Annotated in this window: 14 protein-coding genes and 1 riboswitch; of the genes, 12 read left to right on the forward strand and 2 right to left on the reverse strand. The window is 72.5% G+C overall.

Features of this window, described 5'->3' with window-relative positions; translation table 11 throughout:
* Positions 1–98 precede the first annotated feature (98 nt).
* The 11 genes from CGL27_RS39285 to CGL27_RS39335 all read left to right on the forward strand — a co-directional run bounded on the left by CGL27_RS39285 (position 99) and on the right by CGL27_RS39335 (position 11,895).
* Entirely contained in the window at positions 99–1,325 is a 1,227-nt protein-coding gene (locus CGL27_RS39285; protein WP_119994770.1) for an ROK family transcriptional regulator, read from the forward strand.
* Positions 1,326–1,476: 151 nt separating this feature from the next.
* Positions 1,477–2,781, forward strand: coding sequence for an alginate lyase family protein (locus CGL27_RS39290; protein WP_119992344.1), 1,305 nt, complete (start codon positions 1,477–1,479; stop codon positions 2,779–2,781).
* A gap of 643 nt (positions 2,782–3,424) precedes the next feature.
* Positions 3,425–3,555: riboswitch (FMN riboswitch) on the forward strand.
* A gap of 154 nt (positions 3,556–3,709) precedes the next feature.
* Complete coding sequence (gene ribD / locus CGL27_RS39295) at positions 3,710–4,819, forward strand: bifunctional diaminohydroxyphosphoribosylaminopyrimidine deaminase/5-amino-6-(5-phosphoribosylamino)uracil reductase RibD (protein WP_119992345.1); 1,110 nt, start codon at positions 3,710–3,712, stop codon at positions 4,817–4,819.
* Position 4,820: 1 nt separating this feature from the next.
* On the forward strand, positions 4,821–5,513 hold the full coding sequence (locus tag CGL27_RS39300; RefSeq protein ID WP_119992346.1) for a riboflavin synthase: 693 nt from the start codon (positions 4,821–4,823) through the stop codon (positions 5,511–5,513).
* Positions 5,510–6,841, forward strand: coding sequence for a bifunctional 3,4-dihydroxy-2-butanone-4-phosphate synthase/GTP cyclohydrolase II (locus tag CGL27_RS39305; RefSeq protein ID WP_240450797.1), 1,332 nt, complete (start codon positions 5,510–5,512; stop codon positions 6,839–6,841). The genes CGL27_RS39300 and CGL27_RS39305 overlap by 4 nt, the downstream gene beginning before the upstream one ends.
* Before the next feature lie 54 nt (positions 6,842–6,895).
* A complete protein-coding gene (gene ribH, locus CGL27_RS39310; protein ID WP_119992347.1) occupies positions 6,896–7,381 on the forward strand; it encodes a 6,7-dimethyl-8-ribityllumazine synthase in 486 nt (161 codons plus the stop codon).
* A gap of 24 nt (positions 7,382–7,405) precedes the next feature.
* Complete coding sequence (locus tag CGL27_RS39315) at positions 7,406–7,690, forward strand: phosphoribosyl-ATP diphosphatase (protein WP_043235886.1); 285 nt, start codon at positions 7,406–7,408, stop codon at positions 7,688–7,690.
* A gap of 48 nt (positions 7,691–7,738) precedes the next feature.
* A complete protein-coding gene (hisG, locus tag CGL27_RS39320) occupies positions 7,739–8,587 on the forward strand; it encodes an ATP phosphoribosyltransferase (protein WP_078639814.1) in 849 nt (282 codons plus the stop codon).
* A 57-nt stretch (positions 8,588–8,644) separates the two neighbouring features.
* Positions 8,645–9,100: a PH domain-containing protein gene (locus CGL27_RS39325; RefSeq protein WP_119992348.1), complete on the forward strand. Its 456-nt coding sequence runs from the start codon at positions 8,645–8,647 to the stop codon at positions 9,098–9,100.
* Positions 9,101–9,415: 315 nt separating this feature from the next.
* Entirely contained in the window at positions 9,416–10,789 is a 1,374-nt protein-coding gene (locus CGL27_RS39330; protein ID WP_119992349.1) for a hemolysin family protein, read from the forward strand.
* The gene (locus tag CGL27_RS39335) at positions 10,786–11,895 is read left to right on the forward strand and encodes a hemolysin family protein (protein WP_119992350.1); all 1,110 of its coding nucleotides are present in this window, start codon (positions 10,786–10,788) and stop codon (positions 11,893–11,895) included. The genes CGL27_RS39330 and CGL27_RS39335 overlap by 4 nt, the downstream gene beginning before the upstream one ends.
* 138 nt (positions 11,896–12,033) lie before the next feature.
* Here the strand turns inward: CGL27_RS39335 and CGL27_RS39340 are convergent, their stop codons facing one another.
* Complete coding sequence (locus CGL27_RS39340) at positions 12,034–13,923, reverse strand: AAA family ATPase (protein ID WP_078639810.1); 1,890 nt, start codon at positions 13,921–13,923, stop codon at positions 12,034–12,036.
* 399 nt (positions 13,924–14,322) lie between these two features.
* On the reverse strand, positions 14,323–14,952 hold the full coding sequence (locus tag CGL27_RS39345) for a hypothetical protein (protein WP_119992351.1): 630 nt from the start codon (positions 14,950–14,952) through the stop codon (positions 14,323–14,325).
* Between the two features lie 172 nt (positions 14,953–15,124).
* Between CGL27_RS39345 and CGL27_RS39350 the strand changes: the two genes are divergently transcribed.
* Positions 15,125–16,546, forward strand: a complete 1,422-nt coding sequence (locus CGL27_RS39350) for a peptidase C39 family protein (RefSeq protein ID WP_119992352.1) — start codon at positions 15,125–15,127, stop codon at positions 16,544–16,546.
* Positions 16,547–16,728: the final 182 nt, after the last annotated feature.

A 16,728-nucleotide genomic window follows, 5' to 3' on the forward strand; every position in this document is an offset into this window, starting at 1 on the left:
CCCCGTAGCGCCGGCCCGTACCGTGGTCCACGGGAAACTATCAGGAAGGGTCCCTGACAGATAGGGCTTTTCCCGTGGCCTTCTGGAAGGATCCCGGCATGACGTCGACGAGCGTGTCCGTGGCGGGCCGCAGCGCCTCCCCGAGTACGGCGCGGGCCATCAACGACCGCCTCGCCCTGCATCTGCTCAAGGACGAGGGGCCGTTGACCGCGGGTCAGCTCAAGTCGCTGACCGGGCTGTCCCGTCCCACCATCGCGGACCTGGTCGAGCGGCTGCGGCAGACCGGGCTGGTGGCGGTCGTGGGGGAGGCGGGTGCGGAACGCCGGGGGCCCAACGCGCGGGTGTACGGAATCGTCGCCGAGAGCGCGCATGTGGCCGGGGTCGACGTCCGTACGGACAGCGTGGCCGTATGCGTGGCCGATCTGCTGGGCCGGACCAAGGTCGAGGAGTCGCTTCCGGTGGCCCCGGACGGGGATCCGGCGCGTACCGTGGCGGCCGCGGTGGCCCTGGTGGAGCGGGCCGCCGAGCGGGCCGGGGCGGCGCGGTTGCACCACATCGGCATCGGGGTGCCCGGTCTCATCGACCCCGCCACCGGGGAGCTCAACTCCACCGGCGGGCTGCCCTCCTGGCACCGTGAGCTGGCCACCGCGCTCCATGCCGACCTCGCGGCACCGGTGCTGCTGGAGAACGAGGTCAATCTCGCGGCCGTCGCCGAACAGCGGATGGGCGCGGTGCGCGATCGCGACACCTTCGTCCTGCTGTGGCTCGGCCACGGCATCGGCGCGGCCGTGGTGCTCGACCGGGTGCTGCGGCGCGGTGCCTCCGGCGGCACCGGGGAGATCGGCTTTCTGCCGGTGCCGGGCACCTCGGGGCTGCCCTCCGCCACCGGCTGCGACGGCGGGTTCCACTCCCTGGTGAGCGGCGGCGCGGTCTGCGAACTCGCCCAGGAGTACGGCCTGGAGGCCGCGGCGGGCGGCGAACGCGGGGAGGGGGCGGAGGGCTCCGGCGCGGCGGAGGCGGCGATCCGCGCGGCCCTCGACGCGGGGGAGCGCGGCGAGGCGTTCCTGGACGCGCTGGCGGCCCGTATCGCGCTGGGCGTCGCGGCGATCTGCGCGGTGCTCGACCCGGGGTGCGCGGTGCTCGGCGGTGAGGTCGGCCGGGCCGGGGGCGATGGGCTCGCCCGGCGCGTGGAGGACCATGTCGCCCGGCTGTCGCCGCTGCGCACGCGGGTGCGCGCGGGGGTCGTCGGCGGCGGCGGGGTGTTGCGGGGCGCCGTGCTGACGGCGCTGGACGCGGCGCAGAACGAGTTGTTCGGCGCCCCGTAGCCGTCGGTCACCGTCCCTCCTGGGGTGAGGACACTCCTGCTCCTGGGGCGAGGACATTCCTGTGCGATCTCTTGTCGTGCCCATGGAGCCGCCCTACTCTGAGCCCGATCTCAAGTCTGAATAGCGTTCAGATATCTGATTGGAGTGCTCAATGGGTGCACCTCCAGCGGGACGCGGGCGGTTCGCCCGGGCGATCGTCACCGCCTCCGCCCTCCTGGCCGTCCTGGCGGTCTCCGTCGCCCCCTCCGCGCAGGGCGCCGAGCCCGCGCGGCATTCCGCCTCGGTGCCCCGGACGGTGGTGCTCGACGGGCCCCGGCTGTCCCTCACCAAGCTGAAACTGCAGCTAGGAGACCGGAACCTGCGGCGGACCGTACGCGATCTGACCGCCCAGGCCGACCAGTGGATGGAGCAGGGCCCCTGGACGGTCACCGACAAGGACCAGGTGCCGCCCAGCGGCGACAAACACGACTACTTCAGCCAGGCCCCCTACTGGTGGCCCAGCCGGCCCAAGACCGACGACAATCCGTACGGCTGTCCTTACGTTCAGAAGGATGGCCAACGGAACCCCGACGTGGACAAGATGACGGACCGTCCCGAGGTCGGCAAGGTCTTCGAATCCGCCTACGAGCTCTCCCTGGCCTGGTACTACACCGGTAAGCGGGCCTACGCCGAGCACGCCGCCGACATCCTGCGCACCTGGTTCGTCACTCCGGCGACCCGGATGAACCCGAGCCTGAACCACGCCCAGTTCATCCCCTGCATGTACGACGGCCGCTCGATCGGGATCATCGACTTCTCCCAGGGCTTCACCAGCCTCCTCGACGCCGCCGCCCTCCTGGACACCGGCGCCCCCGGCTGGTCCAAGAGCGATCACGAAGGCTTCCGGACCTGGAACAAGCAGTTCCTGGACTGGCTGGTGAACAGCGACTTCGGCAAGGAGGAGGGCGCCGCCGAGAACAACCACGGCACCTTCTACGACATGCAGGTCGCCGCCATCGCCACCGCCGTGGGCGACCGGGGCCTCGCCCGCCAGGTGCTCCGCGACGCCCGCACCAAGCGCATCGACACCCAGATCGCGGCCGACGGCACGCAGCCCCAGGAGCTCGAGCGCACCCGCAGCTTCCACTACTCGACGTTCAACCTCGTCGCGTACACCCGGATGGCCGCGATCGGCAAGCACGTCGGTGTGGACCTGTGGCACTACACCGGGCCCGGCGGCGCGAACCTCTTCAAGGCGGTCGACCTCCTGCTCCCGGCGGCCACCGGCGCCGCGCCCTGGCCGTATCCGGAGCTCGACCTCCGCGCCTACGCGGCGAGCGACATCGTCCACGCGGCGGCCGACGCCGGGGACCGCAAGGCCCGCGCGGCGGTGGACAAGCTCCAGGCCCCGCTCGGCGGCGACCTGTGGGCCCTGCGGCCGGCGGTGGAGCAACTGGACAGCATCGCGCAGGGGTAGTGGGGCAACGGGCTTTCTCCCCCACCCCGCCCCTTCCCGAAACCGGGGTCAAGCCCCCGGCCCCCCGGCCCCGGCTCGGGACCGGCGTGGATGCCGCGGAGTCCGTCGAGCCGCGGGCGCCCGCCAGGCGGCAGGGGCGGGGGCGGGCCCGTGGCGGCCTTCGGGCCGCTGGTGGTGGAGGCGTCGGCCCGGGGTTGTCGGGGTCGGGGCTGTGGCCCCCGGTTCGGGACCGGCGTGATGCCGCGGATGCCGCCGAGGCCCGGGCGGCCCGCAGGCGGCCGGGGCAGGTGTGGGCCCGTGGCGGGCTTTGGGCCGCCGGTGGTGGAGGTGCTGGCCCGGGGTTGTCGGGGTCGGGGCTGTGGCCCCCGGTTCGGGACCGGTGTGGATGCCGCGGAGTCCGTTGAAAACCCGGTGCCCCGCGGGCGGCCGGGGTAGGCGTGGGCCCGCGTCCGGTGGGCGCCGCGGCCGCCGGTGGTGGGCGCGGCGCCCTGGGGGCTGCCGGGGGGCGGGGGCTTGGTCCCCGGTTCGGGAAGGGGCGGGGTGGGGGAACTACCCCCGGGCGGGGTGGGTGAGGGAGGCCACATTGGTCTTGCCTCCCACCTGCGCTGATGGCCATGGCACACTAGGGGCGTACCAGTGACGTCAGCGCACTCCGGGGTCGGTGAAAATCCGAACCGGCGGTTACAGTCCGCGACCCGTCCGCCGCCAGCGGCCGGTTGACCAGGTGAAATTCCTGGACCGACGGTGAAAGTCCGGATGGGAGGCAGTGCGCGGCGGTAGCGACATCACCGGTGCGCCGCCTCGGCGGTCTGTCCTTGCGTAGGTAGGGCGGGCCTTTTGCCGAACCTGGCGTGCCGGCGACGGCGTTCCCGTTTCTTTGTCATCTCGACAGCCCCGGAGTCCGTGCCCGAAGAGGCAGGAGGACCCGGTGGCCACCGCAGCCGAAGCCCAAGCGATGCGCCATGCCGTCGCGCTCGCCGCCCGCGGCCTCGGCCACACCAGCCCCAACCCCGTCGTCGGCTGCGTCATCCTCGACGCCGGCGGCCGCGTCGTCGGCGAGGGCTGGCACCAGCGGGCCGGTGGTCCGCATGCCGAGGTCCACGCGCTGCGCGCGGCGGGGGAGCGGGCCCGTGGCGGCACCGCCCTCGTCACCCTCGAACCGTGTGACCACACCGGCCGCACCGGCCCCTGCTCCCAGGCCCTGATCGCCGCCGGGATCGCCCGCGTCCATTACGCCGTCGGCGACCCCACCGCACAGGCCCGGGGCGGCGCCGCGACCCTCGCCGCCGCCGGGGTGGAGGTCGATGCCGGGCTGCTGGCCGAGGAGGCCGAGGCGGTCAACGAGCCCTGGCTGACCGCGATGCGCCGCGGCCGCCCCTTCGTACTGTGGAAGTTCGCCGCGACCCTGGACGGCCGCAGCGCCGCCGCCGACGGCACCAGCCGGTGGATCACCTCCCCCGCGTCCCGCGCCGATGTGCACCGGTTGCGCGCGGCGGCCGACGCCGTCGTCGTCGGCTCCGGCACCCTGCGCGCCGACGACCCCCACCTGGCCGTACGGGACCGGGAGGGTGTCACCCAGCCGCTGCGGGTCGTCGTGGACACGGCCGGGACCATCAAGCCCGGCGCCCGGGTCCTGGACGACGCCGCGCCCACGCTGCTCGCCGTCGCCGAGGACGCCAGTACCGCCCATCTGCCCCGGCGGCCGGGCGTGGAGACCGTAAGGCTGCCGCGCGCGGACGGCGGTCTCGCGATCCCCGCCCTCCTCGCCGAGCTGCACGGCCGCGGGGTGCGCTCCGTCCTGCTGGAGGGCGGGCCCACCCTCGCCGGCGCGTTCCTCGCCGCGGGCGCCGTCGACAAGGTCGTCGGCTATCTCGCTCCCGTCCTGCTCGGCGCGGGCCCCGCCGCCCTCGCCGACGCCGGAATCACCACCATCGCGCAGGCGTTGCGCCTCGAGACGGCCGACGTCACCCGGCTCGGCCCCGATCTGCGCGTCACCGCCGTTCCCGTCGCCCCCGCCCCCCTCGCCGAGGAGAACTGAAGTGTTCACCGGAATTGTCGAAGAACTGGGTGAGATCGTCGCCATCGAGCACCTGGGCGACGCGTCCCGCTTCCAGGTGCGCGGCCCCGTCGTCACCGAGGGGGCGAAGCACGGCGACTCCATCGCCGTCAACGGCGTCTGTCTCACCGTCGTCGACCTCATCGAGGACGCGGAGGGCACCCGGTTCAGCGCCGACGTCATGGCCGAGACCCTGGACCGCTCCAGCCTCGGCGCGCTCGACATCGGCTCCCGGGTCAACCTGGAGCGCCCCATGGCGCTGGGCGGACGGCTCGGCGGCCACATCGTGCAGGGCCATGTGGACGGCACCGGCGCCATCGTGGACCGCAAGCTCTCCGAGCACTGGGAGATCGTGAAGATCTCGCTGCCCGCCGAGCTGAGCCGCTATGTCGTCGAGAAGGGCTCCATCACGGTCGACGGCATCAGCCTGACCGTCGTCGACGCGGGCCCCGACTACTTCACCGTCAGCCTCATCCCGACGACCCTCGCGCTCACCACGCTCGGCGTCAAACAGGCCGGGGACCCGGTCAACCTCGAGGTGGACGTGCTCGCCAAGTACGTCGAACGGCTGCTGGGACGGGACAACGGCCCGCAGAACAACGGCCCGCAGGGCACCGGCTTGCTGGACAACGGCATGCGGAACAACGGCACGCAGGACGAGGAGGCCACAGCATGAGCGAGGCATACGCGGTCAGCGACCCGCATCCGAGTGGCCCGGCCGCTCCCCTGCGAGCCGCGCACTGGCCCGACGAGCTGGCCCTGGACCCCATCGAGCGGGCCATCGCCGACATCGCCGCGGGCCGCCCCGTCGTCGTCGTGGACGACGAGGACCGGGAGAACGAGGGCGACCTCGTCGCCGCTGCCGAGATGATCACCCCGGAGATCGTCGCGTTCATGATGAACGAGTGCCGGGGACTCATCTGCGCGCCCATGGAGAGCGCCGACCTCGACCGGCTCCGGCTTCCCCAGATGGTCGAAGAGAACACCGAGTCCATGCGGACCGCCTTCACCGTCTCGGTCGACGCCACCGCCGAACACGGCGTCAGCACCGGGATCTCCGCCGCCGACCGGGCCACCACCCTGCGGCTGCTGGCCGACCCGGGCACCGTCCCCGGCGACCTCGTGCGCCCCGGCCATATCTTCCCGCTGCGCGCTCGCCCCGGCGGTGTGCTCGCCCGCGACGGCCACACCGAGGCCGGGGTCGACCTGGCCCGGCTCGCCGGACTGCGCCCGGCGGCCGTGATCTGCGAGATCGCGGGGGAGGACGGCGTGATGCTGCGCCTGCCCGAACTGGTCGCGTTCGCCCGCAAGCACGACCTGGCGATCGTCTCCATCGCCGATCTGATCGCGTACCGCAAGCCCGCCGAGCCGCTGGTGCGGCGCGAGGCCGAGACCCGGCTGCCCACCGCCTTCGGCGACTTCCGGGCGTTCGGCTACCGCGCGTCCGACGGCGTGGAGCACATCGCGCTGGTCCAGGGCGAGATCGGGGACGGTGAGGACGTGCTGGTCCGCGTCCACTCCGAATGCCTCACCGGCGATGTCTTCCACTCGCTGCGCTGCGACTGCGGCCCCCAGCTGCACGCCGCGCTGGAGCGGGTCACCGCCGAGGGCCGTGGCGTCGTCCTGTATCTGCGCGGCCACGAGGGGCGCGGCATCGGACTGCTGTCCAAGCTGCGCGCGTACGAGCTGCAGGAGCTGGGCCGGGACACCCTGGACGCCAATCTGGAGCTCGGCCTGCCCGCCGACGCGCGGGACTACGCCGCGGGCGCGGAGATCCTCGCCGACCTCGGCGTGCGCTCGCTGCGGCTGATGACCAACAACCCGGACAAGACCACCGGGCTGGTCCGGCACGGGCTGCGGGTCACCGGCCGGGAGCCGATGCCCGTCCAGGCCGGGGAGCACAATCTCCGCTACCTGCGGACGAAGCGGGACCGGATGGGGCACGACCTGCCCTGGCTGGACGGCGACCGCGCCGAGCCCGTTTCCGCCTGCGGCAACCAGTGACCACCTCAAGTACCCCCATACACCAGCACATCAGCGAAAGCACCGAGGAGAGACGTGAGCGGTAAGGGCGCCCCCGAACTGTCCGTGAAGAACTGCGGGGACCTGCGCGTCGCCGTCATCGCCGCACAGTGGCACGAGAAGGTGATGGACGGGCTGCTCGACGGCGCCCTGCGCGCCCTCGGAGAGCTGGGCATCGACGAGCCCACCGTGCTGCGGGTGCCGGGCAGCTTCGAGCTGCCGGTGGTCGCCAAGGTGCTCGCGGACCGCGGCTATGACGCGATCGTGGCCCTGGGCGTCGTCATCCGTGGCGGCACCCCGCACTTCGAGTATGTGTGCCAGGGCGTCACCCAGGGGCTGACCCAGGTCAGCGTGGACACCGGCGTTCCCATCGGCTTCGGCGTGCTGACCTGCGACACCGAGGAGCAGGCCCTGGACCGGGCCGGGATCGCGGGCTCCAGCGAGGACAAGGGCCATGAGGCGGTCACCGCGGCCGTCGCCACCGCCACCACCCTGCGCTCGGTCGCCGAACCCTGGCGCTGAGGGGTGTCGCACGGCCCAAGTAGGATGACGGACACCATGCCCAAGAAGACGTTCGAGGAGCTCTTCACCGAGCTCCAGCAGAAGGCCGCCACGGCCGATCCCGCCACCTCCCGCACCGCCGAACTGGTCCACTCCGGTGTGCACGCCATCGGTAAGAAGGTCGTGGAGGAGGCCGCCGAGGTGTGGATGGCCGCCGAGTACGAAAGCGACGAGGCGACCGCCGAGGAGATCTCCCAGCTCCTGTACCACCTTCAGGTGATGATGGTCGCCAAGGGGCTGACCCTCGACGACGTCTACGCCCACCTCTGACACCCCCCGCCCACACCCTCACCCTCGCAACCGAAGGAAAGAGCACTCATGCTGCGCATCGCCGTCCCCAACAAGGGTTCACTGTCCGAGCCTGCGTCGGCGATGCTCCATGAGGCGGGCTACCGGCAGCGCAAGGACCGCCGGGAGCTGGTCCTCGTCGACGCGGAGAACGAGGTGGAGTTCTTCTTCCTCCGCCCCCGCGACATCGCCGTGTACGTGGGCTCCGGCCGGCTCGACATCGGCATCACCGGCCGCGATCTGCTGCTGGACTCCGGCTCCCAGGCCGAGGAGATCATGCAGCTCGGCTTCGCCGGGTCCACCTTCCGCTACGCCACCCGCCCCGGCACGGCGAAGGACGTCAGCGAGTTCGGCGGGATGACCGTGGCCACCTCCTTCGCCGGCCTGGTCACCAAGCACCTCGCCGACAACGGGGTGGACGCCGCCGTGGTCCACCTCGACGGGGCCGTCGAGACCGCCATCCAGCTCGGTGTCGCCGAGATCATCGCGGATGTGGTCGAGACCGGCACCACCCTGCGCAACGCCGGGCTGGAGATCATCGGCGAGCCCATCCTGGAGTCCGAGGCGGTCGTCATCCGCCGCACCGGCGACCCCAGTGACGACCCCAAGGTCCAGCAGTTCCTCCGCCGCATGCAGGGCGTCCTGGTCGCCCGGCGCTACGTGATGATGGACTACGACATCCGGGTGGAGCAGGTGGAGCGCGCCGTCGCGCTCACCCCGGGCCTGGAGTCGCCCACCGTCTCCCCGCTGCACCACGAGGGCTGGGTCGCGGTCCGCTCGATGGTCCCCGCCAAGGACGCCCAGCGGATCATGGACGAGCTCTACGACCTGGGGGCCCGGGCCATCCTCACCACGGGCATCCACGCCTGCCGCCTCTGACGGCCGCCCCCGCCCCGCCTTCCCTCCCGTTCCTCCTCATCCGAGAGGCCGACCCACGTGTCCGCCGCCGCGCACCCGCCCGCCCTGCCCGTCACCTTCCGGCCTACCAGGACCCGGGCCGTCCTGATGACCGTCGGCGTCGCCGTCCTGGTCGTCCTCACGGTGGTCGCCCTGCTCCTGGAGCGGCTGGGGCCGGGAGAGAGGGCCAGCTTCATCATCACCGGACTGCTGTTCTTCGGGGTGCTGACGCTGCTCAGCCGCCCCAAGGTGGTGGCCGAGGAGGACGGCGTGACCGTCGTCAACCTCACCACCAAGCGGCGGCTGGAGTGGGCGGAGGTGCTCCGGGTCAATCTGCGCCCCGGCGACCCGTGGGTCTACCTGGACCTCGCCGACGGCACCAGCCTGCCCGCGATGGGCATCCAGCCGGGCATCGCCAAGGCGCGGGCCATCAGCGACGCGCGGGCCCTGCGCGCCCTCGCCGAGCAACGCGGCACGGGCCGTGCCATGGACTGAGCCGCCCGGCCGGGCCGCCCGGCCCCAGCAGTGCTGAGCTGCCCCTTTACACCCGTTTTCGCCTCTTTCGGGCGGGTCCCATCGAACCGGCCGGGAAACTGATCGGCACTCCAACGGCGTGAGGGGCCTGCCCGTCACGCCCCATCCTTGATTACCCTGTTGCCGGGGCCGAACGGTGCCCCACCCCGCCTCTCCCTGTGCGCACGCACCGCGTGCGCCCTGGCGGGCTCCCCTGCGACCCGAGGAGTGACTCCCTCCGCAGATGGACGGATCGTCCTGTAGTACCTGCGCCGCCGCCGACCACAAGGCGGCGGCATGAGCACCACCCTGTCCCTCCTGCTGCTCTCCGCGGCACTTGTCCTGATCCTCGCCAACGGCTTCTTCGTGGCCGCCGAGTTCGGCCTGGTCACCGTCGAGCGCCCGGACGCCGAGCGAGCGGCCGACGAGGGCGACAAGCGCGCCCGTACCGTCGTCGAGGCGCTGCGCGAGCTGTCCTTCCAGCTCTCCGGCACCCAGCTCGGCATCACCATCACCTCGCTGATCGTCGGCATGCTCGCCGAGCCCGCGCTCGGCCATCTGCTGACCGCGCCGCTGGAGGCGGTCGGACTGCCGCACGGCGCCGTCTCCGGTGTCGCCGTCGTCCTCGGCATGCTGCTGGCCTCCGCGGTCCAGATGGTCATCGGTGAGCTGGTGCCCAAGAACTGGGCGGTCTCCCGGCCGCTGCAGGTCGCGCGCTTCGTCGCGGGCCCGCAGTACGCCTTCGCCCGCTTCTTCCGGCCGGTGATCGCCCTGCTCAACACCGTGGCCAACCGGCTGGTGCGGGCGCTTGGCGTCGAGCCCACCGAGGAGCTGGCCTCCGCCCGCACCCCCGGTGAGCTGGTCTCACTCGCCCGCCATTCGGCGCGGGCCGGCGCGATCGAGCAGGACACGGCGGATCTGTTCGTCCGCACCCTGTCCCTGGGCGAGCTGACCACCCAGCATGTGATGACCCCGCGGGTGCGGGTCAGCGCGCTGCACTCCTCGGCGACCGCCGTGGATGTGCTCAACCTCACCCGGGCCACCGGGCTGTCCCGCTTCCCCGTCTACCGCCACCGGCTGGACGAGGTCATCGGGATGGTGCACCTCAAGGACGCCCTCGCGGTGCCCGCGGGGGACCGGCTGCGCACCTCCGTCAGCCGGATCGCCCAGCCGCCGCTGCTGGTCCCCGAGACGCTGCCGGTCCAGCCGCTGCTGGAGCGGCTGCGCAGCGAACAGCCGATAGCCGTGGTCGTCGACGAATACGGCGGCACGGCCGGTGTGGTCACCCTGGAGGACATCGTCGAGGAGCTGGTCGGCGAGGTGCGCGACGAGCACGACGACGAGGCCGCGGAGACCCCGGACCTGGTGCAGGCCCTCACCGAGGACGGCCGCACCGCGTGGGACGCCGACGGCGGTTGCCGCGTCGACGCCCTGCGCCGGATCGGCCTCGACGCGCCCGACGGGCCGTACGAGACCGTGGCCGGGCTGGTGGCCGATCTGCTGGCGCGGATCCCCGTCCCCGGCGACACCGCCGAGCTGCCCGGCTGGAAACTGGCCGTCCGGCAGGTCGGCCACCACCGGGCGGAGCTGGTGCGCATCGTCCGTACGAAGCCGGGTACGCCGCTGAAGGTGACTGCCGGCGCCGCGGCCGGGGAGGGGACCGGACGATGAGTGTGGTACAGCTTCTCTTCGCCGCCCTGCTGGTCCTCGTCAACGGCTTCTTCGTGGGCGCCGAGTTCGCCCTGGTCTCGGTGCGCCGCAGCCAGATCGAACCGCGCGCGGCCGAGGGCTCCGGGCGCGCCCGGACGGTGCTGACGGGCCTGGAGAACCTGCCGCAGATGATGGCGGCCGCGCAGTTCGGCATCACCATCTGCTCGCTGACGCTCGGCGCGGTCGCCGAGCCGACCGTCGCCCAGCTCCTGGAGCCGGTCTTCCACACCGTCCATCTGCCCGAGCAGCTGGTGCACCCCCTCGGCTACGCCATCGCGCTCGCCGTGGTCGTCTGCCTCCATCTGCTCATCGGCGAGATGGTGCCGAAGAACCTGGCCATGGCGGCGCCGGCCAAGACCGCGCTGTGGCTCGGCCCCGGGCTGGTCGGCTTCGCGCGGCTGTGCCGGCCGGTCACCGCGCTGCTGGGGGCGTGCGCCCGGCTGGTGCTGCGGCTGTTCCGGGTGGAGCCCAAGGACGAGGTCGAGGCCGTCTTCACCAGTGAGCAGCTGACCCATCTGGTCGAGGACTCCCGGCAGGCCGGGCTGCTCGACCCCGGTGAGCACGAGCGGCTCGCGGACGCCCTGGAGCTGGGCAGCCGCCCGATCACCGACGTCCTCCTGGACCCGGCGGGCCTGGTCACCGTCGACCCCTCGGTCACCCCCCGGGAGATCGAGGAGCTGACCGTGCGCACCGGCTACTCGCGCTTTCCGGTGCGCGGCCCCGGCGGCGCCTTCATGGGCTATCTGCATGTGAAGGACGTCCTGGAGCTGGAGTTCCCGGAGCGGGCGGTGCCGCAGCGGGTCTGGCATCCGATCGAGACGCTCCGGGCGGAGCTGCCGCTGGACGACGCCCTGACCGCGATGCGCCGGGCCGCCTCCCATCTGGCGGCCGTCGCCGACGCGTCCGGCACGGTGCTGGGGCTGGTCGCCCTGGAGGACGTCCTGGAGAAGCTGGTCGGCGAGGTCCATGACCCCGCCCACCGGGGTGGGACCCGGGACCGGGTGGCCGAGCCCAGGGGCGAGGCTCCGGCCGCACTCTCCAAGGAGGAGCGGGCGATGGTCGGCTGACCGCGGTCGCGCCCGCGGCGGGCCCCACAACCGGGGCTCCGCCCCGGACCCCGCTCCTCAATCTCCCCCAGCTACCGCTGGGAGGTGCCCCCTGGAGGGGCTGACTTCAGGTAGGGGAAAGCCCGCCGCAGGCGCTTGCTACCCCAGCGGTGGGTCCTGGGGGTCGCGGTACATGGGACCGCGACCCGACAGGACCTCCCCGTACGCCTGCATCAGATCCGGCAGCCGCAGCGTGGCCAGGTCGTCGCGGGTCGGCGTGCCGCTCCAGCCGGAGAGCCGCAGATCCCGGTAGGCGCAGCTCTTCTCGTAGAGCGTGCGAAGGAACCGGCCGTTGCCCAGCTCGTCGATCCAGCTCTGGTCCACCACATGGCCGCTGATGCTGCGCAGTTCCTCCACGGCCTCCTCGTCCCACACATCCCCGTTCTCCGCCGCCAGCACCTCACCGATGCGGGTGAGCTCCAGCGGGCGGTAGCTGGGGAAGTCGACGCGGGTGGTGAAGCGGGAGCCGAGGCCGGGGTTGGCGGCCAGCAGCCGGTCCATGCCCTCGGGGTAGCCGGCGAGGATCACCACGAGCCGGTCGCGGTTGTCCTCGGCGCGCTTGAGCAGCACCTGAAGCGCCTCGTCGCCGTACGCGTCGCCCTTGCTGTAGCCCGAGTTGGACAGGGAGTACGCCTCGTCGACGAAGAGCACTCCGCCGAGCGCCGAGTCGATCAGCTCATTGGCCTTCACCGCCGTCTGGCCCAGGTATTCGCCGACCAGATCGGCGCGCCCGGCCTCCACCAGATGGTCGCCGCCGAGCAGCCCGAGGGCGTAGAAGACCCGGCCGAGGATGCGGGCCACGGTGGTCTTGCCGGTGCCGGAGGGGCCGGAGAAGACGAAGTGCCGCTTGGGCGGCTGGACCGGCAGCCCCTGGCCGGCGCGCAGCCGCGCCATGTGGAGCTGCGCCGACAGCGCCCGCACCTGCCGCTTGACCGGCTCCAGGCCGACCATGCGCTCCAGTTCCTGCAGCGCGCTCTCCAGCAGCACCGGATCCGAGGGGCCGGGCTGGGAGGGCAGACCGGCCCGGGCGCGGGTGCCGCCCGCGCCGACCACGGCGGGGCCGATCAGCGGCGGGCCCTCGGGCCCCTCGGCCGCGGCCCGCGGATCGCGGCCGTCGGCGGGCAGTGTATCGGCGGGGTCGGCGGTGGTGTCCCGGCCGTCCGTGGCGTCCTGGCCACCGGCCCCGGCCAGCGAGACGGCGGCCAGATCCGCGGGCTCGTCCAGCCCGTCGGACTCGGCTATCGCCGCGAGTCGCGCCGAGGTGTCCATGAAGGTGGAGTCGATGCGGTGCACCGCGCGGTAGAGGGGGAGCGCGGCGGCGCTGCGCCCGGTGCCCTCATGTGCGCGGGCGAGCCAGTAGCGCAGCTCCTTGCGCTGGGGCTGTTCGCTGCGACAGCGCATTAAGGCGGCGGCGAGCAGCGGCTCGGCCTGGCTGTACATCTCCAGCCGGACCCGCGCCATCCCGGCGAACAGACCCGCCTCGATACCGAGGAACGGATCGTCCAGCAGCGGCTCGGTGTGGCGCACGAGCTGCTCCCAGTCCTTGACCAGATAGGCGCGGCAGGCGTGCAGAAAGCGGGCCTGCGGATCGGCTTCCACTGGCGGGCAGCCGGCCAGCGCCCGGTCCAGCTCGGGCACATGGCGGCCGTCGAGCCAGTGCGAGGCGTGGGCGAGCAGCAGGTCCCGGCTGGTCTCCAGTACCGGCTGGACCCACCAGCCCAGCCAATACCAGGAGTTGAGGGTGCGGCGGTGGCGGGCGCGCTGCTCGCCGAAGCGGTCGCGGTGCCGGTACATCCGCAGCAGCGCGGCCGCGGTGTCGGCCCGCAGCGCGTGCAGTCCGAGCCAGGCGTCGGCCATTCCGGGGTCGAGCCGCGTCGCGGCCCGGAACTCCTCCTCGGCCTGTGCGTACGCGCCCATCGTGTAGGCGTCGACGGCTCGCAGCCAGGCGAGGTCGGCCGGGGCGTGCGAACCTTGCCTGCCGAAATCCATCACGTCCCCCACAACCCCAGCCCCCGTGGATGCCGCAGGGGCGAATGCCCCTTTCGCATCGTACCTGCGCAGCCCGCATGGGCCGAGGGTGCCGCACTGTTGTTCGTTGCAATCACACAAGGTCGGGTAGGTGTGCGCGGGGGCGTGTAAGGGGCGCACGGGGCCTGGGGCGGATCGTCACCCAGGGTGATGGAGTGGCGGCGCAAAGCAGCGGAAAACCGGCGCCAGACAGGACGAAGCCCCCGATCACGGGGGAACAACCGGGGGCTTCGCGTTGTGGGACGACTCGTACGAGTCGCACATTGAGAACGTAAGACCTGTATGGGCCCCAGGTCAAGCCGAGTTGGGGTATGCGTCATGCGCCGGGTGCGGGCATCGGGCCCGGTCGGGAGCGCCGGTTCACGCTGTGTGAGGCCAGGGCGCGTCTCCGCCGTTCGCCGCGGGTCCCGGTAGCACCTCATACCCCTCCTTTCGCTGCAGAACCAACGTTCCGGCGTACGGGCGGGAGGGGTCGGCGGCGAAGTGCGCACGCTCGGCGGGCAGCCATCCGTCCCAGAATGCGGACAGCTCCGGACCGTCCCGCAACTGTCCGCGCCGCCAGGAGTCCCGCTCCGGCAGATCCATCCACAACAGCCGCGCCAGCCGCGGGCGCACCGCCCGGCGGCCGCTGCCCACGCCCTCCAGCAGCACGACCGGCGCGGGATCCAGCCGCCGCCGGGTGGTGGCGAAGCGGCGCTCCACCCAGTCGTACGGGGCGTAGCGCGCGGCCGTGCCCCGGGCCAGCGGGGCGAGGACCTCGCTCCGCAGCCGCCCGGCCCAGCCGAAGAGCTCCTCATGGGTGGCGAAGTCGTCCGTGTGCAGCACGGGGGCACCGCCGAGCGCCTCGGCGAGCCGCCCGGCGAAGGTGGTCTTCCCGGACCCGGCGTGACCGTCGACCGCGACCAGCCGGACCGGCCCGCAGGACGGCGGCAGCGCACGCAGGCGCCGCGCCAGCGCGTCCAGGCTGCCAACCGGTGGGTATGTTCGCATCGGGGACCACCATACGGCCCTTCCGGCTCGTTCACTCCATTGGTTCACACCAATATTGATGGAGCGGGTACCGGGGGAATCACTGGCCTGAGACCACTCGCAGCGGCCATAGTTGTGCGACTGTCGCGCACCCGCCGCCCACTGGACTGGACGACGACTGGGGGAACCCCGCATGACCAGATCTGGATCCACGCCTCGCCGCTCCGTGCTCGCCGCCGCCCTCGGCGTCGCGGGCGCCGCCGCCGTCACCACGACAGCCGCGACCGCCGGGACGGCCCGTCCGGCCGCCGCCGCGACACCGAGCTCGCAGGTCCCCGGGACCGCCGCGGCCCCGGCGGGATCGAAGGCCGCCCGGGTCGCGGAGTACCACGGCTGGAGCGGCCACGCCGACTGGCTGGCCGGTGCCGCCAAAGGCGTCCGCGCCGATGCCGGGGCCCGCCCCGGCATCGTGATCTCCCGCCCGCTGGGCAGCGTGGACTACACCGATCCGCACACCGGCACCAAGGCCGCCTGGGAGTACGCCACCTGGACCTCCCCGGTGCGCACGCTCTCGGTGCCCGCGACCGAGGCCATCGTCTCCTGGAACGCCCGCACCCCCGCCGGCACCTGGGTCCAGATCGAGCTCAAGGGCACGTACTCCGACGGCTCCGCGACCCCCTGGTACGTGATGGGCCGCTGGGCCTCCGACGACGGCGCCTCCTCCATCCGGCGCACCTCGGTGGACGACCAGAGCGACGACAAGAGCTCGGTGTGGACCGACACCTTCTCCATCGACGACCCGGCGAGCGGGCTGCGACTGGCGAAGTACCAGGTGCGGCTGACCCTCTACCGCAAGCCCGGCAGCAAGCTCACCCCCACGGTGTGGCGGGTCGGCGCGATGGGCTCGGACGTCCCCGACCGGTTCGAGGTGCCCGCCTCCACCCCGAGCCTGCCCAAGGGACGCGAACTGCGCGTACCGCGCTACTCGCAGGAGATCCACAAGGGCCAGTACCCGGAGTACGACAACGGCGGCGAGGCATGGTGCAGCCCCACCTCCTCGCAGATGATCATCGAGTACTGGGGCCGTAAGCCCTCCGCCGCGGACCTGTCCTGGGTCAACCCCGACTACGCCGATCCGCAGGTCTGCCACGCCGCCCGGGCCACCTTCGACTACCAGTACGACGGCTGCGGCAACTGGCCGTTCAACGCCGCCTACGCCGCCACCTACCGCGATCTGCAGGGCGTGGTCACCCGGCTCGGCTCGCTCGCCGACGCCGAGAAGCTGATTGGCGCCGGCATTCCGGTGATCACCTCGCAGTCCTTCCTCAAGACGGAGCTGGACGGCGCGGGATACGGCACCTCGGGCCATCTGATGACCGTCATCGGCTTCACGGCGGACGGCGACGTCATCGCCAACGACCCGGCCTCGCCCAGCAACGACGCGGTCCGCCACGTCTACAAGCGGCGCCAGTGGGAGAACATCTGGCTGCGGACCAAGCGCTACGATGAAAAAGGCCAGGTCAAGAGCGGTACGGGAGGGGTGTGTTACCTGTACTTCCCTTCCAGGCCGACACCAAGTCAGCACCGTGTGCTGCGGGAGCTGGGGATCGTGTGACCGGACCCGTGTCCGGTCACCGCGGCAGGTAGCCGGACACGGGTCGACTCCACCACCTGACGGCAGCGCTCCCGCCCGTCCGCGGTGAGGTGACCGTTGACGGTCGACCGTGACCTTGATCGACCGGTGTCCGAGCCATCGGGACCCGCTGACGGCCGCCCCCGTGTCGTGGGAGCGCTCTA

Source organism: Streptomyces sp. 11-1-2, from assembly GCF_003595545.1.
In the GTDB taxonomy this organism is placed as follows: Bacteria; Actinomycetota; Actinomycetes; order Streptomycetales; family Streptomycetaceae; genus Streptomyces; species Streptomyces hygroscopicus_B.